21 protein-coding genes, 1 tRNA gene and 3 pseudogenes are annotated in these 25271 nt (G+C 45.5%); 21 read left to right on the top strand and 4 right to left on the bottom strand.

Features of this window, described 5'->3' with window-relative positions; translation table 11 throughout:
* Positions 1-108: 108 nt before the first annotated feature.
* The 7 genes and pseudogenes from EDF75_RS09055 (at position 109) to EDF75_RS09030 (ending at position 4859) form a co-directional block, all read left to right on the top strand.
* Positions 109-570 (top strand): DUF4756 family protein, encoded by a 462-nt coding sequence (locus EDF75_RS09055; RefSeq protein ID WP_133598640.1) that lies wholly within the window; start codon positions 109-111, stop codon positions 568-570.
* Positions 571-1310: 740 nt separating this feature from the next.
* The gene (locus EDF75_RS09050) at positions 1311-2090 is read left to right on the top strand and encodes a hypothetical protein (protein ID WP_133598639.1); all 780 of its coding nucleotides are present in this window, start codon (positions 1311-1313) and stop codon (positions 2088-2090) included.
* Positions 2091-2152: 62 nt separating this feature from the next.
* Positions 2153-2434, top strand: a pseudogene (locus tag EDF75_RS27575) (hypothetical protein); the annotation flags it as partial.
* A 10-nt stretch (positions 2435-2444) separates the two neighbouring features.
* Positions 2445-2720, top strand: a pseudogene (locus tag EDF75_RS09045) (hypothetical protein).
* Positions 2721-3178: 458 nt separating this feature from the next.
* On the top strand, positions 3179-3394 hold the full coding sequence (locus EDF75_RS09040; RefSeq protein WP_043015951.1) for a hypothetical protein: 216 nt from the start codon (positions 3179-3181) through the stop codon (positions 3392-3394).
* Between the two features lie 90 nt (positions 3395-3484).
* Positions 3485-3766 (top strand): helix-turn-helix domain-containing protein, encoded by a 282-nt coding sequence (locus EDF75_RS09035; protein WP_133598637.1) that lies wholly within the window; start codon positions 3485-3487, stop codon positions 3764-3766.
* Positions 3759-4859: a reverse transcriptase family protein gene (locus EDF75_RS09030; protein WP_133598635.1), complete on the top strand. Its 1101-nt coding sequence runs from the start codon at positions 3759-3761 to the stop codon at positions 4857-4859. Before EDF75_RS09035 ends, EDF75_RS09030 begins: the two co-directional genes overlap by 8 nt.
* 76 nt (positions 4860-4935) lie before the next feature.
* Here EDF75_RS09030 and mobQ read toward each other — a convergent pair.
* Positions 4936-6437: pseudogene (gene mobQ, locus EDF75_RS09025) on the bottom strand (MobQ family relaxase).
* A gap of 818 nt (positions 6438-7255) precedes the next feature.
* On the opposite strand from mobQ, the gene EDF75_RS09020 reads away from it, so the two are divergent.
* From EDF75_RS09020 to EDF75_RS09005, 4 genes are all read left to right on the top strand, one after another.
* Positions 7256-7567, top strand: a complete 312-nt coding sequence (locus tag EDF75_RS09020) for a conjugal transfer protein TraD (RefSeq protein ID WP_133598633.1) — start codon at positions 7256-7258, stop codon at positions 7565-7567.
* 248 nt (positions 7568-7815) lie between these two features.
* The gene (locus EDF75_RS09015) at positions 7816-9327 is read left to right on the top strand and encodes a recombinase family protein (protein ID WP_133598632.1); all 1512 of its coding nucleotides are present in this window, start codon (positions 7816-7818) and stop codon (positions 9325-9327) included.
* A 13-nt stretch (positions 9328-9340) separates the two neighbouring features.
* The gene (locus EDF75_RS09010) at positions 9341-10243 is read left to right on the top strand and encodes a ParB/RepB/Spo0J family partition protein (protein ID WP_166646152.1); all 903 of its coding nucleotides are present in this window, start codon (positions 9341-9343) and stop codon (positions 10241-10243) included.
* Entirely contained in the window at positions 10236-11126 is an 891-nt protein-coding gene (locus EDF75_RS09005; RefSeq protein ID WP_133598628.1) for a plasmid partitioning protein RepB C-terminal domain-containing protein, read from the top strand. The genes EDF75_RS09010 and EDF75_RS09005 overlap by 8 nt, the downstream gene beginning before the upstream one ends.
* A 325-nt stretch (positions 11127-11451) precedes the next feature.
* Here EDF75_RS09005 and EDF75_RS09000 read toward each other — a convergent pair whose 3' ends face one another.
* From EDF75_RS09000 to EDF75_RS08990, 3 genes are all read right to left on the bottom strand, one after another.
* On the bottom strand, positions 11452-13416 hold the full coding sequence (locus EDF75_RS09000) for an ATP-binding protein (protein ID WP_133598626.1): 1965 nt from the start codon (positions 13414-13416) through the stop codon (positions 11452-11454).
* Between the two features lie 80 nt (positions 13417-13496).
* Entirely contained in the window at positions 13497-14771 is a 1275-nt protein-coding gene (locus tag EDF75_RS08995) for a tyrosine-type recombinase/integrase (RefSeq protein WP_130955376.1), read from the bottom strand.
* A gap of 179 nt (positions 14772-14950) precedes the next feature.
* A tRNA-Asn gene (locus EDF75_RS08990) sits at positions 14951-15026 on the bottom strand.
* A gap of 331 nt (positions 15027-15357) precedes the next feature.
* Between EDF75_RS08990 and nac the strand changes: the two genes are divergently transcribed.
* The 10 genes from nac (at position 15358) to EDF75_RS08940 (ending at position 25232) form a co-directional block, all read left to right on the top strand.
* Entirely contained in the window at positions 15358-16275 is a 918-nt protein-coding gene (gene nac, locus EDF75_RS08985) for a nitrogen assimilation transcriptional regulator NAC (RefSeq protein WP_045859342.1), read from the top strand.
* 106 nt (positions 16276-16381) lie between these two features.
* A complete protein-coding gene (gene cbl, locus EDF75_RS08980) occupies positions 16382-17332 on the top strand; it encodes an HTH-type transcriptional regulator Cbl (protein ID WP_041146296.1) in 951 nt (316 codons plus the stop codon).
* A 111-nt stretch (positions 17333-17443) separates the two neighbouring features.
* On the top strand, positions 17444-18388 hold the full coding sequence (ldtA, locus tag EDF75_RS08975) for a L,D-transpeptidase (RefSeq protein ID WP_133598623.1): 945 nt from the start codon (positions 17444-17446) through the stop codon (positions 18386-18388).
* A 505-nt stretch (positions 18389-18893) separates the two neighbouring features.
* On the top strand, positions 18894-19859 hold the full coding sequence (epsC, locus tag EDF75_RS08970) for a serine O-acetyltransferase EpsC (protein ID WP_133598621.1): 966 nt from the start codon (positions 18894-18896) through the stop codon (positions 19857-19859).
* A 68-nt stretch (positions 19860-19927) separates the two neighbouring features.
* Positions 19928-20833 carry a PLP-dependent cysteine synthase family protein gene (locus EDF75_RS08965; RefSeq protein WP_133598620.1) on the top strand — a complete coding sequence of 302 codons (906 nt, stop codon included), beginning with the start codon at positions 19928-19930 and terminating at the stop codon, positions 20831-20833.
* Positions 20826-21254, top strand: coding sequence for a M67 family metallopeptidase (locus EDF75_RS08960; protein ID WP_133598617.1), 429 nt, complete (start codon positions 20826-20828; stop codon positions 21252-21254). The genes EDF75_RS08965 and EDF75_RS08960 overlap by 8 nt, the downstream gene beginning before the upstream one ends.
* A gap of 59 nt (positions 21255-21313) precedes the next feature.
* Positions 21314-21604: a MoaD/ThiS family protein gene (locus EDF75_RS08955; protein WP_133598615.1), complete on the top strand. Its 291-nt coding sequence runs from the start codon at positions 21314-21316 to the stop codon at positions 21602-21604.
* Positions 21601-22776, top strand: coding sequence for a molybdopterin-synthase adenylyltransferase MoeB (gene moeB, locus EDF75_RS08950; protein ID WP_045859333.1), 1176 nt, complete (start codon positions 21601-21603; stop codon positions 22774-22776). Before EDF75_RS08955 ends, moeB begins: the two co-directional genes overlap by 4 nt.
* Positions 22777-22813: 37 nt before the next feature.
* Positions 22814-23758: a family 2A encapsulin nanocompartment shell protein gene (locus EDF75_RS08945; protein WP_041146290.1), complete on the top strand. Its 945-nt coding sequence runs from the start codon at positions 22814-22816 to the stop codon at positions 23756-23758.
* Positions 23745-25232 (top strand): cysteine desulfurase, encoded by a 1488-nt coding sequence (locus tag EDF75_RS08940; protein ID WP_133598613.1) that lies wholly within the window; start codon positions 23745-23747, stop codon positions 25230-25232. The genes EDF75_RS08945 and EDF75_RS08940 overlap by 14 nt, the downstream gene beginning before the upstream one ends.
* Positions 25233-25271: the final 39 nt, after the last annotated feature.

The raw sequence follows: 25271 nt of genomic DNA, 5'->3' as shown, positions 1-25271 counted from the left end.
TACCTGATTAATATTGCTACGTTTTTCTCTTTAAATTTAGGATGGTAATTTGACAGTTGTATTACATCTCATATTATATATAAAGTAAATTTATTTTTGAGGTGAGATATGAATGTAATAAAGAAAGATAATAGCGATTTAACTGAGTATCTGAAAGTACTTAAAGCATTAAAACAGTATCCAACGATGGAAGAGTACAGGTATCAATATGCCATGCTTCGCACAAACGGTGATTCTGCGGATGAAGCCGATATGTTTTATTCGGATAATAAGGAGCTTCGTAGACTCGATAAGAAGAGACGTAGTATGCGAGGTGCCTTCATTATGGAGCTTAATCCTGAGGAAAAAAGTAAAAAATCGGCAGAAAGCATACAACGCTATCTGTTGGCACAAAGTTTTCTCGCCGGGAAAAATGATCAGGAGCTTTTCTCCATGATGATAGAGAAAAGAATGGAAGATCTCTCTGAATATCAACGTGCTATTGAACGGAATCTTAATCAACTTTTAGAAGTAAAGTCTGATTTAGAATCAGCTGAAAAGAATGAAAGGCGTCACAATCTTTCTATCTGATTTTTTTAACTCTTTTGAAAAAAACTCATCTAATGAGCTAAAGCTCATAGGCTCCGCCCTTTCAACTTATTATCCTGCTATGTTTTGCGCTGGCGGATAGACAGATCTTTCCTGATTCTGCCAATTATACCCTATGAAGATAGCAGCACGTCGTGATTGTCCAAAACAATCACTCTGCTGAACAGGACTTGTTCCTGTTAATGATTGGATTTATCCAAAAAAGATCGCGACGATAGTCGCCAGAAAATAAGCGTAAAAAAATTTATCCGTGTATAAGGTGTTTGGCAGCGCTTAGTGATTGTCTGAAACAATCACATCGCTGAAAGATGAGTACAAAGTAAATCACAAGAAGAATGAAACCCTATATGGCGATAATAAAAATCGCCCGGTTTCTTTTAATCCTCTTAAGTATTATCTCTTACTTCTTGCAAAATTAAATTAAGGAAAAATCGGGCTGTAGCCCTTGTGGCATAAGGTTTTTAACGAAAATACGCGACTGACTGTATGGTCAGTATTACTGACTCTGTAGTCAGGATTCCTGACTGTACAGTGAGTTTTCCTGACTCTGTGGTCAGTTTTTATGTCATTTCCCACCTTAAAAACGACAGTTCTTTAAATAATCCGCGCTGGAATACTTGCGTTTTTTAAAATGTTTTAGCAAAAAAATATGCGAAAAATTTGATATCTATTTTGTGCATGGTATTTAATTGAATGTAAGTAAAATGAACGGGGGTGATAACATGGTAAATGAGATAGAAGTTGATTTGGATTTAGGCTTGAATCCTTTCTGTTATGAAACAGAGCTAAAGATTGAAACAAGAAAGAGGAATCTGACCGTTTCGAGAGGTACTGAACTTATAGAAAAGGAAAACGCCGGGAAAAGCTATTTTGCTAATATTGTGCATACACAAGAGGTTGATAAAGAAGAGTTTATTAAGCTCTATACATCACAAATAAAAGCATACTTTGACCTTACGAAAACAGCGTATAAGGTGTTTTTTATCTTTTTACGCATTTATCAGGATGCGATAGGGAAGGATCACTTTTATCTGAGTTGCAAAAAAGCGATGTCTCTCGCGGAGAAGATAGACCACTTTGTCTTGTCTGAGTCAATTTTCTATAGGGGAGTAAAGGAGCTTATCGAAAAGCGTATTATCGCTAAAACCAATGAGAAAAACTGGTATTTCATCAACCCGGCTATTGTCTTCAACGGAGACCGTGCTCGCTTCGTTTCAGAGATTATAAAGACAAAGGAAGAGGCGAAGAGTGAAGATACAGGATGGGCTTCCAATAGTAAGGAGAGTATTTCGGCAGCTAAGCATAAGAATCGAACCATTGATAACGCTATAGATGATGTGAGCAGTGAAGAGGACATTGATGCTTTGATAGCGAAGCTTCAGGCCAAAAAGAAATCATCAGTTAATCATTCAGAGCAACCGCTGACGCTGGTTCCTCCTGAAGAGGAGATTGATTGGGATTCACTTGTAGCTGATGGGCTTTTGAGAAATAGCAGGGTGTAGAGGAATGCCAGAAGTTTAGTCCGGTTTTAACTTACCGTTAGCGAATCTTTGTTAAATACTGGGATAACAATACGCTTGGGATAACAGAAGAAGGTAAACAAGCAAAAATCTGGGATACCAAAGAAGGAGCCTATATTGGTCGCCGTGTTGTTGACGAAGTGAAGGAATGGACTGAGCCGGGAAAAGATGGCCCCCAAGTTGCTCGGGTATCCTATACATGGAAATTAACTGATGTTCCATCATGGGTGGACAAAAGCGCGTTCTCTGGTATGAAAAGGATGAGCGGACATGCTGATTGTGCCATGACTCTTGTTAAAACCAGCAACGGCTGGAAAGCCAATTAAGGCGCAAATCATGGAAAGCCGAACTATCCAGTATCCATTTTGATTAAAGGAAAGTCAGAGTGGTGTCCACGTTTGCACCGGCTGCATGGCGACTGTTTTATATGGAACCTTCCTCGGCTGGTATGCTGCCGTAGCTATCTTACTGTCCTTCGGCCTGTCTATACTGATTGGAATATCTACAGGAATGGCGGGAGCTACCATCAGCCTACCAATAATTGCGGCTGTTGGGTTTATAGCTGGTAAGGCGATCTTCTCTGATAATGTTGTATTCAGGAGAAGGATGTAAAACCCCCTTACTGTAGATGCAAAGAAACCATGTCGGCGGATCTGGGCGTGGTTTTTTTTCATAAAAAAATTATTTTATATTCAAAAATAGCATAAAAAAACATGTTGCCTGACAGGCAACAACTAGCTATCATTTGACTATGGACGAACGAACTCGTTTGTCTTTGCTCTTTAAAAACCTCTAGGATCGGTAAAGGACTGAGTGAAACTTTCAGTCAACCATTTCTCCAATACGAGATGTGGCCCATGTCCCTCTTCATTGTGATCGTAGCTTAATGCGAAATGTATATTGCATTCGTATATCTACGATACGGCATTGTTTAATGCTGAAATGGCGGGGTATCCAATCAGTTGTGTTGGATGGGTGTTGGCTGGCTTTGTCTACGGTGTGCAACACGATCCACAAGACATTTTGGCGGGGATGCAAGTTGCATCGTGTTGTTAAAATGAGAGGTTTTTATGAAAGATGTTTTAGATACTTTGCGCCGAGTGCGTGAGAAGAGCAAACACACTGTAGACAATAGCTCTTTGAAAGAACTGGATGATGCGATTCTGACCCTTGAAAAGAGAATCGAGGGTAATTCTAAAGGCCACACAGCCTTAGATTATCTTTCTTATATCGCGAAGATATTTGCTTTAATTAAACTTCTGAGCGGTGATTCTGATTTTCATTGATATCTACCTACTAAGGGGATTTGTTATGTATCCATCTCCATTTTTTGAACGAGCAGCCAGCCATGTCAATCCCATTATCTGAGGTGCACTATGTTAGATATTGGTTCAACCATTAAACTATGCCGTGAAGCACGTAAGCTCACCTTACAAGAACTATCAGATAGAACAGATTTAACTAAATCTTATCTATCCCGTATAGAGAATAATCAAAGAGACCCTACTATTTCAGCGCTAGAAAAAATATCATTAGCGCTACATATCCCTCTAAATATCATCATCCTTCTTTCTGAAAATGAAGATACAAATGATGAGTTTTCTGAAATCAATCATATGCTCAAAAAAACTATAATGGATACATTAGTTAATGCATAAAAATTGGAGTTATTCAAACAGGCCACTTGCTAATCTAGAGTCTCTATTCAAAATGCTGGAAACAAATGAAGAGAGGCTCTCTTATCTTTTAAAAAACAAAAATAGTTATTTCAAAACGGTACCAGTAATAAGAAAAGGAAAAACAAGAACGACGTATAAAGTGGTTGGTGAATTATTAAAAATACATGAGCTTATTAAACAGCGTATTTTTTCAAAGATAACACTGCCTGAGTATATTACTGGCGGTAGGAAAGGAGTCAGCTATATAGATGATTGTATATCTCATCGTAACAAATCAATTATCATTCAAGAAGATATGAAGGATTTCTTTCCTTCTATAAAAGAAGAGCTGATAGCTAAAGCATTTCAATATTACATGAACTTCTCCCCTGAAGTTTCATCATTAATAGCCAATCTATCAACACTTGAAGGCTCACTTGTTCAAGGAACTAAGTTAAGTACTGATATTGCCAACTTAATATTTTTAGAAGAAGAGGCTCTTATAAGTGAGGAAGTCGGAAAATTAGATGGAAATTACACGAGATATGTCGATGACATAACTATTAGTTTCGAATCAGAAGTTAATAATGAAGATATTTCAAAAATAAAAACAATGATTTCGTCAATGGCGCTCAAAAGTGGGGTTAGATTAAATAGGAAGAAATCAAGGGTTTTGAGGAATGGTCAGTCTAAAATTGTACATGGTGTAAAAGTAATCAAAGAGCTTAGACCAACACAAAAAAGAAAAGATAATTTAAGGATATGTCTTTTTAATTTGAAGAAAAAAGTGATTGAAAAAGAAAGTGTTATGGATGTTCTTACGTTGTATTTTAAAATTAGAGGATTAATAAATACATTAAAGCAGCAAGGTGATAAAAACCATGCAGATTATATAAAACAAGCTAATCAGTTAGTAGCTGGTGTTGATAAAAAGGAGGCAATAAAATCAATCAGGAAAATGAGAAAAGTTAAAGATATCAGGAAATTAAGATCGTTATATTCAAAGTTAAAACCATTAGGGTATTCATCTAAAAGTGTTTCTGCCATTTTGGATGTTGAATATAAAACCTGTAAATGTAAAATTAATAACTAACTGATTGTGAAGTTACGGGTAAATCATACTGGATTGTCAGCGATTTATTACGGATTACGATTAATGGGTAATAAAATTATTTATTAACACGATAACTAGATGGTCTCAATTGTGGTGAATTATTTTTTTTGTTTTCATGTATCGACGGATTGAGACCCATGTCTCTATTGGCATTGTTGTGCTCGTTATTCTGACGACTTGGGAAACGGTTGATCTCATCCGATGTTGGTTTATAGTCATCTTGGTTAAACTTGGCTTTTTTCTCATATTCAGTACGAGAGATATGACGGCCTAATACCTCGTCAAAGACGTAGTTTTCAGCAATACGTTTATCATGTTCTTCACTGATAAGATCAATTTGGGATTTGTTTGCTTTAGCCCATACAAACTTCTGCTTGAAAAAATCTATGACAAGAGTTGTGAAGCGTTTAAAAATATTATCCTGACGTGGAATAGCCTGTGTCCTCTTAACGCGTTCAGGGGCGCTTCTGGATGCCCTGTTTGGGTTTTGAGAGGAGGATGTTTTCAGGTTAGTATTTGTTCCAGAATCAGAAATACTGACTGATGGTTTCTTACCAGCAACGACCTTACTGACTTTTGTTTTATCACGGTAAGATTTAACACCACGCATACGAGTATGAGGAGCTGGTGCAACCAATACAGGTCTTTGATTCTCATCAGTAGAAGAGCCGGGGTGTGTTTTAGGTAATACAATATCTTCTGGTTCAGCAAGATGTGTAATCGTAAAGCTTCTGACATCAACGACGATTTCAAGATCAAGTTCGCTGAATGTTTTGTAGACTTCAACTGCTTCCTGCTTGGCAGTATCACGAACAGCTTGTTCTGTGGCTCTTTGTTCCTGAGCCGCCTTACTACGCCATTTGGCACTGTGGATACGTTTCATTGCAGGGCGGTTCGTTTCAGTGGCTTTAGCAAGCCATAGCGCTTTTTCTTCATTATCTAAAGCTACTGCTGCTTTTTCTAAAGCTTCCTCGTGCTGGGCCTGAAGGGAACGATGATCAATACGTTCTGACGAACCAGCGGCAGCAAGATAGCTGTTAGCCATAGCTGACCATGATTCACGCCATAAAACAGACATTTTTCTGTCGTTCCAGCTCCTTTCCTTTTTACCAAAACCTTCTGGTCCTATAGTTTTTAATGTCAACATAACGTGAGCATGTGGGTTGTCGCTATCAAGATCATGAAAAGCGATGTCGGCAATCATGCCTTTATCAACGAAATTATTCTGACAATATTCGAGGACAAGTTTTTCTTGTCGTCATTATTTAATTCAGCAGGGATAGCTACATCGAAATAACGGGCTGTTTGTCCATTGTTCTGGCGCTCAACGCTTTCAACTTCGTTCCATAATGCTGTCGAGTCTTTTACGATATGTTGAGGAGCATTAACTGGTGCTAATATGAAATGCCCGTATAAATCAGTTCGGCGGCTGTAATCATAGGTATCACCTGTTCTTTCATCTGTGATTCTGCAACGAGCGTGATAGGCAGCTTTCGCAACGGAAGATCTGCCTTCACTTCGTTTCACAATTTTAAAATCAAGATGAAAAATAGCCATACAATAAAAACAACCTCACTATAAATTTAAATATCAAACCAAAATATAAATCTCCAATGCGACTATGCTGGTTTTAGTTTTTCGCAAGAAAAACTCTGGTGTTGACGTTGACCTTGGTTTTGCCTTTAGCCTGCGGCAGGCAACCGTCGGTAGACCCCACACGCTCACGAAGTGAGTGTATAGGTGGGCATTGCTTTATTTTTATATCTCCTGACGGAGCTAAAAATAACGACAATGTATTAAGTTTTTCTATAGTTAAATAATAACGCTAGTTTTAATGTCTGTGAAATTAACAGGGTAGGAATCGGATAAACGGCTGAGGTCGGGGGATAATATTGAATATTTGGGTTTAGAGAGCGCCCGTAAGGGCAAATGGAATTCTTTTCTCTGCCGCCGTAAGGCGGGTAAGTGGAAATTAGAAAAATAGTGAAAACAACAAATGCTTTTATGTGTTGCACAATTCACAGGTTAAGGTCAAAAATCAGAGATTAAAAACAACAGGTAAAATGTGTTTTATTGATTCGATAAAATAAGTAACGCGGAGAGTATCAGATATTTTAAGTTAGTGGTTGCACTCGTTTATGTTGCATAATTTTATTTTGAGCTGCTGACATCTTATTTTAAAACCAAAACACCATTTTGTCGGAATAAATCCCATCATTAACAGGGCAAGCCTGTACAGCAAATGATTGTCTGGAACAATCTTCTTGTGCTGCTTAGTTTAATTCAAAATAAAATGATCGACTTCCTCATGTGGTTTGACCTTTTCCTTTTTTAATTGTATTTGATGTTTTTAAAAACTAAAAGGAAAAGTAATTATGAGTACGGATGATAAAAACAGAAAGCCAAGAACAGAAAAAACCATTAAGCAGAAAATAGCATCAGCGCAGATGCGTTTGAATCGCCTCAAGAGCAAAGAGAAATCTCTATCTAAGAGTGCTGAGACACGCCTGAAGATAATCCTTGGGGCAGAAGTAGCTAAAGCTTTTGGCTGTAAAGTAGAAGACGTCGATAAGGAGTTTGTGTTGGGTATATTAATACATTTTCAAAATGTTGGTGCTGAGGATAAGGCAAGGCTGAAATTATGCGGTAAAAGATTTCTTAAGGATATGGTTGGTAGACAGGAATAACGACTAAAAAATATAACATCATGATAATGAAGGTTTTTTTCATTTTCAGCGACAGTTGGGTATTTAGAACTACAGAGATGATTGTTCAAATAGTGTTCGTTTTTGAGATCGTGCTCAAGAAAATCTATGTGCTTTATAGTGTAGTTTAGCTTAGGTGAATTTTCGTTAAAGTATTGTGGAGGAAGGTTTTTTGAAATTTGGCTTTTCCATGAAACCACAATCTTTTTCATTGAGGTGAGGTGGATGTTATGGATGAAGTCAATGTTGCTCAATATTTGAGAATGTCTACAGACCATCAGCAGTATTCAATATTCAATCAATCTCAATTCATAAGTAAATTTGCGTCAGAACATAAGATGAATATCATTCATACATATGATGACTCTGGAAAAAGTGGGGTTACGGCAAACCGAAGACAGGCATTTCAACAGTTAATAGATGATGTGGTTGAAGGGAAAATAAATATTAAAGCAGTTTTAGTTTATGACATAAGCCGTTTTGGGCGATTTCAGAGTATAGATCAATTTGGATATTATACCCATCAACTTCAAATGCATGGTGTTGGCATCATATATTGTGCAAACCCTATCATCGAAGGTAATAGTGATTATGCTGATTTTCAATTATTCATAGATCGAAAAAAAGCTTCTTCTTTAAGTCGAGATTTATCACAAAAAGTCTTTCTTGGACAAGCTAATCTGGCTGGTCGTGGATATCACCAAGGCGGGCCTGCTGGATATGGTTTACGAAGAATGTTGATAGATGAAAACCATAAACATAAAGGGATACTTAAATATAGAGAGTGGAAAAGCATCCAGACTGATCGAATAATTTTAGTATTAGGGCCGGAAAATGAAGTCATAACGGTTAGATGGATATACGATCAATTCGTGAATAACTCTAAGCCAGAGAGGGTCATTGCCTCTGAGTTGAATAGAAGAGGGATTACTGCAGAGCATGGCACTAAATGGACCAGAGGAAAGATACACGAGATTTTAACTAACGAAAAGTATATTGGTCATAATGTCTATAACCGAACCTCTTCGCGTTTAAAGCAGCGTCTTATCCACAACCCACAGCATGAATGGATAATATGTGAAAATGCTTTTGAAGCCATTATTCCTCCTGAGTTATTTTTACAAGCGCAGACTATTATTAGTAATAGAAGTATTCATCTTAGTAATGATGATTTACTTGGTAAACTCTCTGATCTTTTTAAAACAAAAGGGAAACTGTCCGGTATAATTATAGATGAAGATGATGATACACCATCCTCATCTGTTTATAGGAAACGTTTTGGTGGCCTATTACAGGCTTATAAATTAATTGATTATAAACCAAAGCATGATTATGACTATTTGCGAATTAATTCCTTGCTAAGAGAAAAATACCATAGCTTAGTTGAAAAACTCATTTTTGATATTACAGAACAAGGTTGTTATGTTGATTATGATGAGGAGTCTAAATTATTTACTATTAATGATGAAGTTAAAATGTCTGTAGTTATCTCCCGTTGTTTCATGAATAATACGAGAAAACGCTGGAGAATCCGGTTTGAGCGAAAGTTTAGCTATGATATTTGTATCGTTGTTAGACTTGATAGTCAAAACGTGAACACCAAAGATTACTATATATTCCCTTCAATAGAGTTATTAGATAATCAGTTTGTTTTTGAAGAGTTAAATCCTTACCAGTTAGAATTTTATCGATATGATGACTTAATACCTTTTTTGCAAATCCTTAAACGTGATGTTTTTTAAAAGGAATCCACTGATGAATGAATATGAAGAAATAAAGCTTATAGATATCTCAGAGATCAGGATCGTTAATCCACGTTCAAGGAGCAAATCTATTCACGATGAACTTGTTGAAAGTATAAAAAACATAGGGCTAAAAAAACCTATTACGGTTAGGTTATCTGACTCAACCTGTAAGACGTATGTGTACGATTTAATTTGTGGTCAAGGGCGGATTGAGGCTTATGAAATATTAGGTGAAAAACAAATCCCAGCAATAGTAAAGTCAGTAGATCATGAAGATGGTCATATCATGAGCCTTGCAGAAAATATTGCTCGAAGAAAACCACGTTCGAATGAGCTTCTCAACAGCATTATAGAATTAAAGAATAAAGGTTTTTCTGAGTTAGAGATTGCTAATAAAATTGGTCGTTCTAAAAATTGGGTAGCTTCCATTGTATCATTAAAAGAAAAGGGCGAAGATAAATTACTTTCTGCTGTTGAGTCTGGCAGAATCCCGATATATATAGCGGTAGAAATATCAAGAGCTAAAGGAGTTGATATACAACACTTACTTTTAGAAGGCTTTAATTCTGGTGAACTTAACTCAAAGCAGATAGGTGCAATTAAAAGGATCTTATCTCAGAGAGAGACATCCGGTAAAGGAAGTGATAATAATTCTTTTGTTCAGGGGGTAAAAAAGAAACGGATTACTTCTGATGAGTTAAAAGAACTTTATCAAGAAAATGTAAAAAGGCATAAAATTATTCATACAAGATCTGAGTTTACAATATCTAGCCTAATGGTTGTTAAAGAGATAATGGTTAATTTATTGAGGAATAGAGAGTTTTCAGACCTTCTATCTGTTGAGAGCCTGAATTCTGTCCCTGCATTTATTCTGGATAATGTTGACCCCGAACGAGGTCTTGAAAATGAATAAACCTAACTTTGGTAATAAGTATTTTATTATTAATGTTTCTGATCTGCTATATGGTAAAGAGTTGCCTATTAATGTGAAATCAAGCGTAAAATATCATCAGATACTTTCCACGGTGAAAACAGTTGGTATCATAGAACCCATAGTTATTTATATTAATAATTTGTCAGAAAAGATAATACTTGATGGTCACTTAAGAGTTGAAGCATCAAAGGATATAGGACTATCCACTGTGCCTTGTTTGATTTCTGAGGATGAAGAATCTTACAGCTATAACAAGTATGTCAATCGATTACCAGTTATTCAGGAATATCGTATGATATTACAGGCTGTGGATGCTGGTGTTTCAGAAGAAAAAATTAGTCAGTCTCTGAATATATCAGTAGATACACTCAGGGCAAAGTTTAGATTACTTGATGGGATTAGCCCGGAAACTACCGCTTTATTAGCAAATCAACATGTTCCTCAAGCAATATTCGCTATTTTACGTAAAATGAAACCAGAAAGACAACTGGAGGCGGTATCCACGATGATGAGTATAAATAATTTCAGTCGTAAATTTGCTCTATCATTATTACATTACACCCCTGATGATATGCTAATAAATCCGAAAGATTCGAAACTAAAGCAACAAGACATAGCAAAAAATTTTGCCAGAATGGAACGAGAAATGGCTGCTATGGAAATTGAGACTAAACAACTCGAAAATATATATGGAACAAATAATTTAAAGTTGGCAGTGATTATTGGACACATAAAAAGACTACTTTCTAATTATTCTGTATTAAATTGGTTGGTTGATAATAATCCGGATTATTTAGCTCAACTAAAGAAAATTGCTGCTATTGACTCATTGCCAGTGTACGAAGACGAAGAGTTGCGTTGAATGCCATACGTACCACTATGGACAATACATTTTATGTTGTAGTGTGTTGTTCATAGTTGTGCTATACAATTATTTATAAAGATGAAAGTTTCAGAGAAATAAATTTGACAATCGATGTTTAATATTATATTTAATAAGTGTTCCTTGCGAATATTCACTTCATTGAAGTGTCTGATTGCCCCATATATGGGGAGTTGTTTACAGCCCAATCGGCTGATTGCGTTGCCCCAAGTATGGGGATATATATTCTCTCCAATGGAGAGTTCCCTTAACGGGAAAAAGAAAGGGCCGGAAGGCCCTTTTCTAATATTCTGAATAGTTAACCCTAAATTTCAAGTTCGTTAATTTCGGTTGGAATGAACTTGGAGTAAGTTTCTTTTAAGTAATTTGTGGCTGAATCGCGATTAATATCAATATCTAATAAGTTACTAAAAAACATCAGTCTGGAACGTGCTTGCCCTATCAACTCACCCCAAGTATATATCCATATTGATACGTTCCCTTTGGAATACAGCAGTCCATAAGGACGATCATCTTGAGATATTTCATCCTGAACCAAAGAATCTATCTCATTAGATACGGCTACAAAAACCCATTTTGTGTTCTGTTTATCAAATCTGCCATCATTACTAACAGCATAAGCATAACTTTTCACTTGGTTTATAACGGATAAATCTATTTTTTTTGTTGGTCTTTTTAATTCAACAACTAAGTGTTCAAGTTCTCCTTCTCTTGGCTGACGTGCTTTACTAAGTAGTAAATCAACCCTACCTGTCGTACCGTCTTCTCTTACAACAGGTTGCTCTGGATCATAAATGATACCCATTTTATCAGCATGATATTGTAGCACTTGATTAAGGGTATTTTCGCTACGAGATAAATTGAAATCCTCTCTAAATAGCCATGCTTCATTTTCTAGAAGTTTATGAAGTTGATCTCTTTCTAACAGCTTCTTTTTTGTTTTATCATCAAATAAAAGTTGTTCCAGTCCAGTTAAGAAATTTAATCTATCTGATACAACTTGTGATGCTTTAATAATATTAGGGAGAGTTGTTTTTTCTAATAACTTAGCCATTGAATCCTGATCGTCTGAACTCATGACTAATACTTCAGATAGAATTTTTCTAACGGAATTTGGATTATCTTTTAAAGCCTGAGATAGTAATTTAAATGTAAATTTTTTAACGTTATTATTAGATTTGCTAAAAGACGTTAAATAGCTTTCAACATTCACAGCTAAAATATTAAATACTTTTTGTTCTGCTTCCTCTATACTTCCGGGTTGCGGTGTGCGGTCATATGGATAAATATTTTGCTCTTTCCACTCATCCACTATTTTTGTTTTTTGTAAGAACTCCTTGTTGACGAAATGTTTTTTACAAAGATCAATGACTTTATCTTTTAACTCTTTAATACCAGATTCTAAGCTACCAAGCGAAAGAACATTTTCTTCAAACTTTCGCTTGATGAACGGGGACTTTATATATACTGTGAAATCAACACCATATGATCTAACAAGTTTCCCAGCGCTTTCGTTGAAAAGTGAAAACCCATTTTCATCACAGTAATGAATTTCTCGTGGCGTTTTAAATTTCCACTCTATTATTGAAACAGATACATTTTCTTGGGCTGATTCTATCTCAATATCTCCGAGATTGTATTCTTTTTTATCAAGCCATACATCAGAAGGTGTAATATATGCGTTATCATAAAACAACTTTTTATGCGGGTATTCTGTTAAATATAACGCATACTCTTTTGTAATTGATTCTTTTGATGAATCTGTCGCCAGTGATGATGCTTGTTTTGCTAAATTAAATATCTCAACCTGAGTGCCTTTTATGTTATCACTTGATTCTGAAGGTTCACTGATTTCAAATCGTTTGATATTATTGGCATTTCCTTTTATTGAATATCTAAAATATTTCCCTTTATCCTCTACACAGGTTGACCAAACGACTATTTCTCCCAGAGAAAATGCCTTGAAACGACCTTTTCCATATTGACCGTGTAAAGAACGATCTCCATTTTTTTTTGCATCTTTCTTCCAAGATTCACCAAGGCTACCGAACAATGATGATACATTATGATGGGGTATTCCCTCCCCTTGATCTTGAATAGTAACTTTCTCGATGGTATTTGTATTCGAGTATTTATGAAATAGGACTTTAACTATTAATGAATTAGAATCAAAAGCATTCCATATGATTTCTTTTATTGCTGGAATTGGTTTCGCAGAAGAAATATCTTCTAAATGATCTTTCCCAAGGATGACATCAATGTTCTTCATTTTATTATCCCGTATATATTTTGTTGGAAATAGTATACGGGATGATCTGGCGCTTCTACCAGCCTTGGTGAAAAGATAAATTATGTAGCATGCGCAAACTCAAACGGCCTGACCATACCGTTGCTGTTCGCATCCAGATAATCAGCCCACCATTGGAGCATCAGGCGGCGCTGGTCAAGGTGTTTGGCTTTGTGGGTATAAGCGGCACGGACACTATTGCTCTCCTTGTGACTCATTTGAAGCTCTACAGCGTCTTCTGACCACAAACCGGACTCAATTAAGGCACTACAGGCAAGTGTCCGGAAGCCATGACCACAAATGTCCTGTCGGGTATCGTAGCCCATCTTACGTAGCGCCTTGTTGATGGTGTTTTCACTCATCGGTTTAAAGCTGTCATAGCTACCCGTGAAGATAAAACCATCATCATTGCCATCTTCATAGGTGAGCTGTTTAATTTCTTCCAGCAACATGATTGCCTGTCGGCAGAGAGGGATGAAATGTTTACGCTTCATCTTGGTGCCACGGCCTGAATATTTCACCCCTTCGATGACTTCCCGCTGTTCGGGGATAACCCACAGCTTGCTCTTGAAATCGATCTCTGACCATCTGGCGAAGCGTAGCTCACTGGAACGAACAAATACCTGCAGGTTAAGTTGAATCGCCAGTGTGGTGAGTCTGCGGCCTTTGTAGGTATCAATACGTTCAAGTAGCAAGGGAATCTCTTCAAGCTCCAGAGCAGGACGGTGTTCAGTTTCAGGTTTCTGTATGGAGCCTTCCAGATCGTAAGCCGGGTTATAGCGGATAAGCTGCTGTTGGACGGCATAGCGCAGGATAGAGGTCACATATTGCTTAACCCGTGTGGCAACTTCCAGATAACCAAGGGCTTCCACTTTTTTGAGGGGGACTAAAAGATCGCCAGTGGTAAGCCCGGTAACGTCTCTGTTGCCAATGTCCGGGAATATGTAGTTGTCAAGGCGGGTCCAGACAGTGTTCTGGTAATCTTCAGACCATTTCTTTTTGGTAGAAAACCACGCCTTGGTCACGGCTTTGAATGTTCGGGTGTTATCACGCTTTGCTTTAAGCTCTTTAACTTCGGCCTGTTTCTTGGCGTTAGGATCAGTGCCTTGAGCAAGAAGTCTTTTAGCTTCATCACGGCGTTGTCTTGCATCAGCAAGTGAAACAGCAGGGTAGACACCGATGGAGAAGATTTTTTGCTTCCCTTCGAAACGGTAGGCCATCTGCCAGTATTTGGAACCCTTGGGGGTAATGCGAAGGAACATACCAAAGCCATCGGTCAGCTTGTATTCCTTATCGAGGGGCTTGGCGTTTTTTACTTTAGTATCAGTAAGTGGCATAACGGCATCCCCCGTTTGTTGGTAAAAGCGCAATCGAACTACCATTACCAACATTTTTACCAGCAAATGGGTATGGCTTCGAGTGGTTTTTAGTGAACGAGGGTGAACCTGAAGAAGGGGGTAACCAATTGATAGAAATGCAGAAAGCAGACGTCAGTGAACGTCTGCTTCCCTTAAATTGGCTCCTCTGACTGGACTCGAACCAGTGACATACGGATTAACAGTCCGCCGTTCTACCGACTGAACTACAGAGGAATCGTGTGAACGGGGCGCATATTAACGGCGGCGCTCCCCCTTGTCAAAGGCTGAATCATCGGAATGAGTTTGACTGCTGACAATTTCAGCAGTCTGCCGAGGTTCCTCCACTTTTGCGCCGCTGCGCACCGCGATGGTGCAAATGTACCCCTTATGGGGCATATCGTAATCCGCTTACCGGGCAAAAAAATCCCCTGCAGCAATCGGAATCGCTTATTACGCGGCGTCCAGCGGCTTTTGCGCTGGGGATAATAAAACTGGCAAGTAAATTGCAAAACCTACTGTATCTCAACTGCCAGCGTGGGTACTGGCGTTCCTTACAGGAGGCAAAATGAACTTAAGACGACTGAAGTATTTTGTGAAAATCGTCGATATTGGCAGTCTGACTCAGGCAGCCGAAGTCCTGCACATCGCACAGCCCGCGCTGAGCCAGCAGGTTGCGACCCTGGAAGGTGAACTGGACCAGCAGCTGCTGATTCGCACTAAGCGAGGCGTCACGCCGACGGAAGCAGGGAAAATCCTTTATACCCACGCCCGGACCATTCTGCGCCAGTGCGAGCAGGCGCAGCTGGCGGTCAATAACGTGGGCCATATTCTCAGCGGCCAGGTCTCTATCGGGCTTGCGCCGGGAACGGCGGCGTCCGCCATTACGATGCCGCTGCTGCAAACGGTCCGTAACGAGCTTCCTGAAGTGATGGTGTATCTGCAGGAGAGCAGCGGGACTATCCTTAACGATAAGCTGCTCAGCGGTCAGCTGGATATGGCGGTACTGTACGAGCGGTCGCCGGTTGCCGGCATCATCAGCCAGCCGCTGCTGAAAGAGGATCTGTACCTGGTCGGTACCCGAGACTGTCCGGGGCAAAGCGTTGACCTGACGGCGGTCGCCGAGATGAATCTGTTCCTGCCCCGCGATTACAGCGCGGTGCGGGCGAGGGTGACCGAGGCCTTCACGCTGCGTCGTCTGTCGGCAAAAATCATCGGTGAGATCGAGTCGATTACCACCTTAACCGCGGCAATCGCCAGCGGAATGGGGGCCACCGTGCTGCCGGAATCCGCCGCTCGCTCGCTGTGTAGCGCCGCCAACGGCTGGATGGCGCGTATCAGCACGCCGTCAATGAGCCTCTCGCTATCGCTGAATATGTCTGCCAAGGGCAGCCTGTCGCCGCAGGCGCAGGCGGTGAAGGAAATTTTACTGTCGCTGGTGAGCCGCCCTTCGCTGGAGAACCGTGAGCTGCTGCTGGTAAGTTAACGTATATTCCAGAATGGAATAAGTTGCTGGTTTTTATTATTTGTTAGCAGGGACAACAGACTTTAACAATAGAGCATATGTTATGTCTGATAGCCCGGAGGAAAGGGTGAATTTCCAGCAGCTAAAAATAATTCGTGAAGCGGCCCGTCAGGACTACAACCTGACGGAAGTCGCCAATATGCTCTACACATCGCAATCGGGCGTCAGCCGTCATATTCGTGAACTCGAAGAAGAGCTGGGGATCGAAATCTTTATTCGACGCGGCAAGCGTCTGCTGGGGATGACGGAACCGGGTAAAGCGCTGCTCTCGATTGCCGAACGCATTCTTAATGAAGCCAGCAACGTCCGCCGTCTTGCGGACCTGTTTACCAACGACGCCTCGGGCGTCTTGACCATCGCCACGACGCATACCCAGGCGCGCTATAGCCTGCCGCCGGTGATTAAAGCGTTTCGCGAGCTGTTTGCCGACGTTCGCCTGGAGCTGGTGCAGGGAACGCCGCAGGAAATTGAAGCCCTGCTGCATAACGGCGGCGCCGATATCGGTATCGCCAGCGAGCGCTTGAGCAACGATCCGACGCTGGTCGCCTTCCCCTGGTTCCGCTGGCACCACAGCCTGCTGGTACCAAAAGATCATCCCCTGGTCCAGGTGAATCCGCTCACCCTCGAGGCCATTTCTCGCTGGCCGCTGATCACCTATCGTCAGGGTATTACCGGACGTTCGCGTATCGACGAGGCCTTCAATCGCAAAGGGCTGATGCCGGATATCGTGCTCAGCGCCCAGGATTCCGACGTCATTAAAACCTATGTTGAACTGGGTCTGGGGGTTGGGCTGGTCGCCGAGCAGTCGGGTGACGCCAGGGAGTCTGACACCTTCACGCGTCTCGAAACCCGGCACCTGTTCGATGCCAATACCGTCTGGCTAGGCCTGAAGCGTGGGCAGCTGCAGCGTAACTACGTCTGGCGCTTTATCGAGCTGTGCAACGCCGGGCTGTCGCTGGATGAGATTAAACGCCAGGCGATGGAGCCGGAAGAGACGGCGATCGATTACCAAATCTAACCGCGTACCGGCAGTGGACAGGGGAACGTGGCCCACCGCCGTGAGCTGGTATATAAGATTTCGATAATAAAGCTATAATTCATTCACGATTGTCGCGACTGAGGAAGGGAAATGGTGCGGCGTGTGAAACTGCTTTGTTCTCTGTTATTTATCCTGTCAAGCCAGAGCGTTCTGGCCGTTAGCTACCCGTTGCCGCCGGAAGGAAGCCGCCTTGTGGGTAGTCCGCAAACCATCATCGTCCCGGACGGTAATACGCTACCGCTGGAGGCGTTTGCCGCGCAGTACGGGCAAGGGCTGAGCAATATGCTCGAAGCCAACCCCGGGGTAGATGTCTACTTACCGAAGTCGGGTTCGACGCTGATCGTCCCGCAGCAGCTTATTCTGCCCGATACGGTGCGCGAGGGGATTGTGGTTAACGTCGCGGAAATGCGCCTTTACTACTATCCGCCGGAGGGGACCACGGTTGAGGTGCTGCCGATAGGCATCGGCGAGGCGGGCCGCGAAACGCCGCGCAACTGGGTGACCGCGGTGGAGCGTAAGCAGGAGGCGCCAACCTGGACGCCAACGGCCAACACCCGCCGCGAATATGCCAAAAGAGGGGAAAGCCTGCCGGCATTCGTGCCTGCCGGCCCGGAAAACCCGATGGGGCTGTATGCTATCTATATCGGCAGGCTGTACGCCATTCATGGCACTAATGCGAACTTTGGTATCGGGCTGCGCGTAAGCCAGGGATGTATCCGTTTGCGTAACGATGACATTAAGTATCTCTTCGACAACGTTCCGGTGGGGACGCGGGTGCAGATTATCGATCGGCCGGTGAAATATAGCCTCGAGCCGGACGGCAGCCGCTGGCTCGAGGTTCACGAGCCGCTCTCGCGCAACCGCGCGGAATACGAATCGGACCGAAAGGTGCCGCTACCCATGACGACGGGGATCCAGGCGTTTGTACAGGGCGAGGGCGTTGAGGTGAACCGGGCCAGCGAGGCCATGCTGAGTCGTTCCGGAATGCCGGTAAATATCGGCTATTCCGCGCTACAGTCCACGTTCGGCGGCTAGCGCGCCTAAGCGTTAAGAAAGCAAAAGCCTGCTCAGCTTCCTGAGCAGGCTTTTTTTATACCGTCGGCGGCAGGAAGGCACGAACCCGCTTAGGGTGAAACGCATCAAATGGTTATGAGGCAATAGCGAGCGTGAACGGACGGCGTTTCATGCGCGCAATCCTCTGCTGGTTAAAATTTGCACATTCGGCGCTATGGTCGGCCTCACGCCCTCTGCAGCAATCTGACTCCAGGTTATCCACAGAGTTAGGTAGCCACTTTGTGGACAGACTCGGCGCCGTGTCCGCAGGCCAGGCCGGCGCTTTGACCGCTGGTGGAAGCATGTCTGTCATACTGAATGGCGCTGGCTTAAGGCCATTCTGAATTTAGTATCTTGATTCGTAAGTATTTATTCTTTTCAGCTATTCAAAGTCAATAAGGTTATTTGTTTTTAATGTGGGTAATGCATAAAAGTGAGGTAACGCAGAAAACAGATTTATCGATGTGCTGTTAAGAAGGATATTATTATGCCGGAAGCGGGTGAATTGTATCTCCTACCGAAAAGAGAAAATAACTGGCATTTAAATAATGTCGTCGATGAACTGCGTCACGTTCGTCAGGCGTGGCGCGATGAACATTCGAAAAATAACTATCGTAATAAACGCAGTTTACCTTCCCGTGAAAGCGTTAATTCCGTTACCGATACTTTGATAAAAGTGCTTTATCCGATGCGGCTGGGCGATGTTGAATTACGCAAAGAGGGCGAAGATTATTACGTCGGCCACCTGTTAAGCACCTCGCTTGACCGGCTGACCGAAGAAGCGCTTCTGGAACTCTACTATCAGTCCGATGAGCAGGATGAGCAGGGCGCGAGCCACGCGCTGACCCAGGAGGCGGTCAGGCGGGTCCAGCAGTTTGCTAACCGCTTGCCGCTTATCCGCCAGCGCCTCGACAGCGATATCCTCGCCGCCTATCAGGGCGATCCCTCCGCGCGCAGCATGGATGAGGTGCTGCTCTGCTATCCGGGAATTCATGCCGTGATCCACTATCGCCTGGCCCACGAGCTGCATCAGCTCGACCTGCCTCTGCTGGCGCGCATGATAACCGAGAAGGCGCACGGCCAGACCGGTATAGATATTCATCCCGGGGCGCAGATTGATGACGGATTCTTTATCGATCACGGGACCGGCGTGGTGATTGGCGAAACGGCCATCGTCGGTAAGCGGGTGCGTATTTACCAGGCGGTCACCCTGGGGGCCAAACGATTTATTGCCGGTGAAGACGGGCAGTTACTAAAAAACTACCTGCGTCATCCGATAATAGAAGATGACGTCGTTATTTATGCCGGCGCAACAATATTAGGACGAATTACTATCGGCGCGCGTTCGAGTATTGGCGGGAATATATGGCTAACCCGCGATGTTCCGCCGGACAGTAATGTGCAGCAGGCGCGTGCTCAGCAAAAACATTTCAGCGACGGCGACGGAATTTAATTCTGCCGAAAATAAAATGGAATGGCCGGCGCATCGGGATAGATAAAAATAACGGCGTGATAATCATTATGAATTTACTTGAAACGATCGGCGCTACGCCGTTAATAACCTTGCCCTCTTTTACCGCAGAGTTGCCTGGCGTAACGCTGCTGGCAAAGGCTGAATTTATGAACCCCAGCGGCTCGGTAAAAGACCGCGCGGCGAAAGCCATGGTGCTGGACGGGATTGCGCGGGGTTTATTAACGGCGGATAAAACAATTATTGATGCGACCAGCGGCAATACCGGCATTGCCTACGCGATGATTGGCGCGGCGCTCGGATATCGCGTCCGGCTATATCTGCCGCAGAATACCAGCCCGGAGCGCAAACGTATTATTCGCCATTATGGCGCCACGATTGTGGAAACCGATCCGCTTGAAGGCTCTGACGGCGCCTATAGAGAAGTTCAGGCTCAGGTTGCGGCCCACCCGGAACGCTATTTTTATCCCGACCAGTATAACAACCCCGTCAATCCGGATACGCATTTCGCAGCCACCGGCAAAGAGATCTGGGAGCAGAGCGGACGGCAGGTCACCCATTTTGTCGCCGGTATGGGCACCTCCGGCAGCTTTGTCGGCACCGCGCGGCGGCTTAAGTATGAGGATCCGCGGGTGAAAACGCTCGCCGTGCAGCCCGCTTCGCCGTTCCACGGCATTGAAGGGACCAAGCATATGGGCAGCAGCATTAAACCGGGCATTCTCGACGAAACCCTGTTCGACGACGTTATTTCCGTCACCACCGAAGAGGCCTACGCCATCACGCGTCGCCTCGCCCGGCGGGACGGCATTTTTGTCGGCATCTCATCCGGCGCAAACGTTGCCGCCGCCGCCAGGCTGGCCCGCACGCTGCCAGCGGGATCGGTGGTGGTCACGCTGCTGTGTGATGTCGGCTCGCGTTATCTGGCTGACTCTTTCTGGAATGAAACCAATGATTGAATTAACCCGCGATATTGCAAAGCAGATTAGCGCTGAGGGGGAAAAGGCCTACCCCAACGAGTGCTGCGGCGCGCTCTTTGGCCATTTCTCCGCCCAGGGCGATGCCCGCGTGACGGCGATTTTTCCCATCGTCAATGCCCGCGAGTCGGAGGAGCAGTACCACCGTTTTGTCATCACCGCCGACGACTCCCTGCGGGCGGAACGCGCCGCGCTGGCTCAGGAGGTGGACGTGGTCGGCTATTACCATTCGCACCCCGATCATCCGGCTATTCCGTCGGAATTTGACCGCGAACACGCGCTGCCGTTTTACGCCTACATCATCGTCGCGGTTGCGCAGCGGCAGGCGGGGGCGCTCACCAGCTGGCGGCTGACGCAGGACCGCCAGCGCTTTTTGCAGGAGGACGTGCGCACCGTTCCATAACGCGAATAACGGGCAGCACGCTGCCTGAAACCAGAAAAAAACACGGAGAGATTACCACTATGGCATCGACATTACTGATTCCCACCGCACTTCGCGCCTTCACCGACGGCCAGGGGAAAGTGACCCTCGAAGGCCACACCGTTGGGCAGCTGGTCGCCGCCCTGGCGGAGCGTTTCCCTGACATTCAGCCGCATCTGTACGACGACGCGGGGGAGCTGCGCAGCTTTATCAATCTATACGTGGGGGAGAACAATATTAAAACCACCGGCGGGCTGGAGACCCCGATCGGCGAGGGCGCCGAGGTGCTGCTGGTTCCCGCTATTGCAGGCGGCGTCGGGAAGGCGCTATGAGCAGACCGAGCATTATTGCTGACGACCGTCTGGCGGAGCTGACGCATGCGGAAATTGCCCGCTACAGCCGCCATCTGCTGCTGCCGGAAGTGGGGCTGGAGGGGCAAAAGCGTCTGAAAGCGGCCCGCGTGCTGATTATCGGCACCGGAGGGCTGGGGGCGCCGGTGGCGCTTTATCTGGCCGCTGCCGGGGTCGGGACGCTGGGGATTGTCGATTTTGATTTTGTCGAAATCTCCAACCTGCAAAGGCAGATCATTCATAGCACCAAAGATCTCAACCGGCCCAAAGTCGCTTCGGCGAAAGACAAGCTTAAAGCGATCAATCCCGACCTGCAGGTGGTGACCTATAACACCACCCTGAGCAGTAAAAACGCGCTCGAGATTATTCGCGAATACGACCTCGTGGTTGACGGTACGGACAACTATCCCACCCGTTATCTGATCAACGATGCCTGCGTTTTGCTGGGTAAGCCGCTGGTCTACGGCTCCATTTTCCAGTTCGAGGGGCAGGCCAGCGTCTTTTATGCCGGGGAAGGGCCGTGCTACCGCTGTCTTTATCCCGAGCCGCCGCCGCCGGGGCTGGTGCCTTCCTGCGCTGAAGGCGGCGTGGTCGGCGTGCTGCCGGGAATTATCGGCACCATCCAGGCGGCGGAAGCGATCAAGCTTATCGTCGGCGGCAGCGAGAGCCTGATTGGCCGTCTGCTGCTCTTCGACGTGTGGCAAATGAAGCAGCGCGAGCTGCGGCTGGAGCGGGATCCCGGCTGCCCGGTATGCGGTGAGCACCCGTCGATTCATGAGCTGATCGACTACGAAGAGTTTTGCGGACTGAAGCCCGATGAGGCGGAGATTCCGGTTGAAAGCGTCACGGCCAGGGAGCTTCACGCCTGGATAGAGGAGGGGAAACCCCTGCAGCTGATCGACATTCGTGAGCCCCACGAAAGGGCGATTGCCAAATTCCCGCAGGCAAAAGTGATGCCGCTGGGCCAGATAGTCAGACGTATCGGCGAATTCGATCCGACGGTCGATGCGGTGTTTCTGTGCAAGATCGGGCAGCGCAGTATTTTCGCGATTCGGGCACTGCAGCGCGCGGGTTATCAGGGGCGCGTGATGAATTTAAAAGATGGCCTAAACGCCTGGGCGCGGGATGTCGATACCCGTTTGCCGCAGTACTAACCTTCAGCTCCACTATTTTAAACACTAAGGAATCATCATGGCAGAACAAAAAGGCATTAATGCACTGGGGCGTGAAGCCGCGTATCAGTTAGCGAACGTGACCAAAACGGCTCCGCAGTTTGCGGCAATTACCCCGCGCTGGATCAGCCGTTTCCTCGATTATAAGGGCCTGGAGTCGGGGATTTATCGGGTCAACAAGGTCGTGGAGGGCGAAACGCCGCTCGACGCATTGTGCAGCCAGGACCCGACCCGCGTTGAGATACCGCAGGGCTATATCGAGTATCAGACCACGCCGCGTGAATACCAGCTCGATTCTATTGCGACCATTATTAACGTGGATACCAAAATCGCCGATCTCTACAGCTCGCCTTACGATCAGGCGTCAGAGCAAATTGCGCTGGCGATTGAAAGCCTGCGCGAGCGCCAGGAGAGTCAGCTGATCAATAACGATGAATATGGATTGCTGAAAAATATCGCTGATTCGCAGCGTATTCAGACCCGCAACGGCCGCCCGACGCCGGATGACCTGGATGAGCTGCTGTCAAAAGTGTGGAAGGAGCCCTCCTTCTTCCTGGCCCATCCGCGCGCGATTGCCGCATTTCAGCGTGAAGCCACGCGACGCGGCGTCCCGCCGGTTACCGTGAATTTACAGGGCGGCACTTTTATCCTGTGGCGCGGTATTCCGCTTATTCCTTCCGATAAGCTGTTTGTTGATGGTCTGAAAAACCCGAAAGGCCAGGGCGGGAAAACCAATATCCTGCTGATCCGCTCCGGTGAAAGCAAACGCGGCGTGCTGGGGCTTTATCAGGAAGGGCTGCCAAACGAACAGTCTCGCGGGCTGTCGGTACGCTTCCGCGGGATCGACGATAACGGCGTGGCCTCCTATTTACTCTCACTTTACTGCTCCGCCGCGATCCTCGCCGATGACGCCATTGCCGTGCTGGAAGACGTTGAGGTGGGGGAATATTATGACTATGAGTAATCTATTTACGCTTCCCCACGCGCCGGGCGGATGGCCCGGCGAGGCGGGCGAGGCTCCCTCCGCGCGCGATTACGGTCTGCCCGACGCGCGGGATCTGCAGGGGCTGCTGGGCGACACGCCCGCACGCCCGCGGGCCGCCGAGGCCGCCTACGCGCCGCGGGTGGTGCCGCTGGGCCAGGAGAGCCGAGGGGATATCGCGCCTCGCGGATTCGAGGCGCGACCTTCTGTTGGCGCAAAGCCGGCGCCGCCGGCGCGTGTCGGGCAGATCCCGGTTGAACGGATCCGCGCTGATTTTCCGATCCTTGCCGAACGGGTGGACGGTCATCCTCTGGTCTGGCTGGACAATGCCGCGACGACCCAGCGCCCGAAGCAGGTTATCGATCGCATCAGCCACTATTATTTGCACGAAAACTCGAACGTTCATCGGGCGGCGCATGCGCTGGCCGCACGTTCCACCGATGCTTATGAAGCCGCGCGTGAGAAAGTGTCGCGCTTTATCGGCGCCCGCGGTCCGGAAAATATTATATTCGTACGCGGCACCACGGAAGGGCTCAACCTGATTGCCCACAGCTACGTGAAGCCGCTGTTACGACCGGGGGATGAGATTATCCTCACGCTGCTCGAGCATCACGCCAATATCGTGCCGTGGCAACTTATTGCGCAGGAGACGGGCGCGACGATCCGCGTTGCGCCGGTTGATGAGCACGGACAGCTTATCGTTGAGGAATATATTCGGCTATTCAACGACAAAACTCGCTTTGTGTCCGCTACCCACGTTTCCAACGCGCTGGGTACCGTCACGCCGGTTCATGAGCTGGTGCAAATCGCCCATCGGTTTGGCGTGCGCATCGCCATCGACGGCGCGCAGTCTATTTCGCATATCCCGACCAACGTCACGGCGCTGGATGCCGATTTCTTCGTCTTCTCCGGGCATAAAATTTTTGGACCGACCGGGATCGGCGTCGTGTACGGCAAGCAGGACGTGCTGGAGGAGGCGCGCCCGTATCAGGGCGGGGGGAATATGATTGCTGACGTGACCTTTGAACTGACGCGCTATCAGCCCGCGCCGAATAAGTTTGAGGCGGGAACGGGCAATATTGCCGATGCCGTCGGGCTGGGGGCGGCTATCGATTATGTCACTGCCCTGGGGATTGAAAATATTGCGCACTACGAGCATGCCTTACTGGAGTATGGCATTGAGAAGCTGTCGGCTATTCCGGGACTGACGCTGGTCGGCACCGCGGCGAACAAAACCAGCGTCCTCTCCTTCGTGCTGGCGGGTCATGAAAATGAAGCCGTCGGGCGCTATCTGAGCCAGGTCGGTATTGCCGTGCGGTCCGGACATCACTGCGCGCAGCCGATCCTGCGACACCTGGGCTATGAAAGTACCGTCCGGCCGTCGCTGGCTTTCTATAACACACCGCAGGAAATTGATTTTCTCGCAGAGCACGTCGCCCGGTTTGCTTCGCGCTAGCGAGGTGCGGCCCGGTGTTCGGCGATAAAATGGCCTGTA

This window comes from Klebsiella sp. BIGb0149 (genome assembly GCF_004362605.1).
Classification (GTDB): Bacteria; Pseudomonadota; Gammaproteobacteria; order Enterobacterales; family Enterobacteriaceae; genus Klebsiella; species Klebsiella terrigena.
Note: the sequence above shows the minus strand (reverse complement) of the source record. Positions and strands in the feature narration are given on the sequence as shown.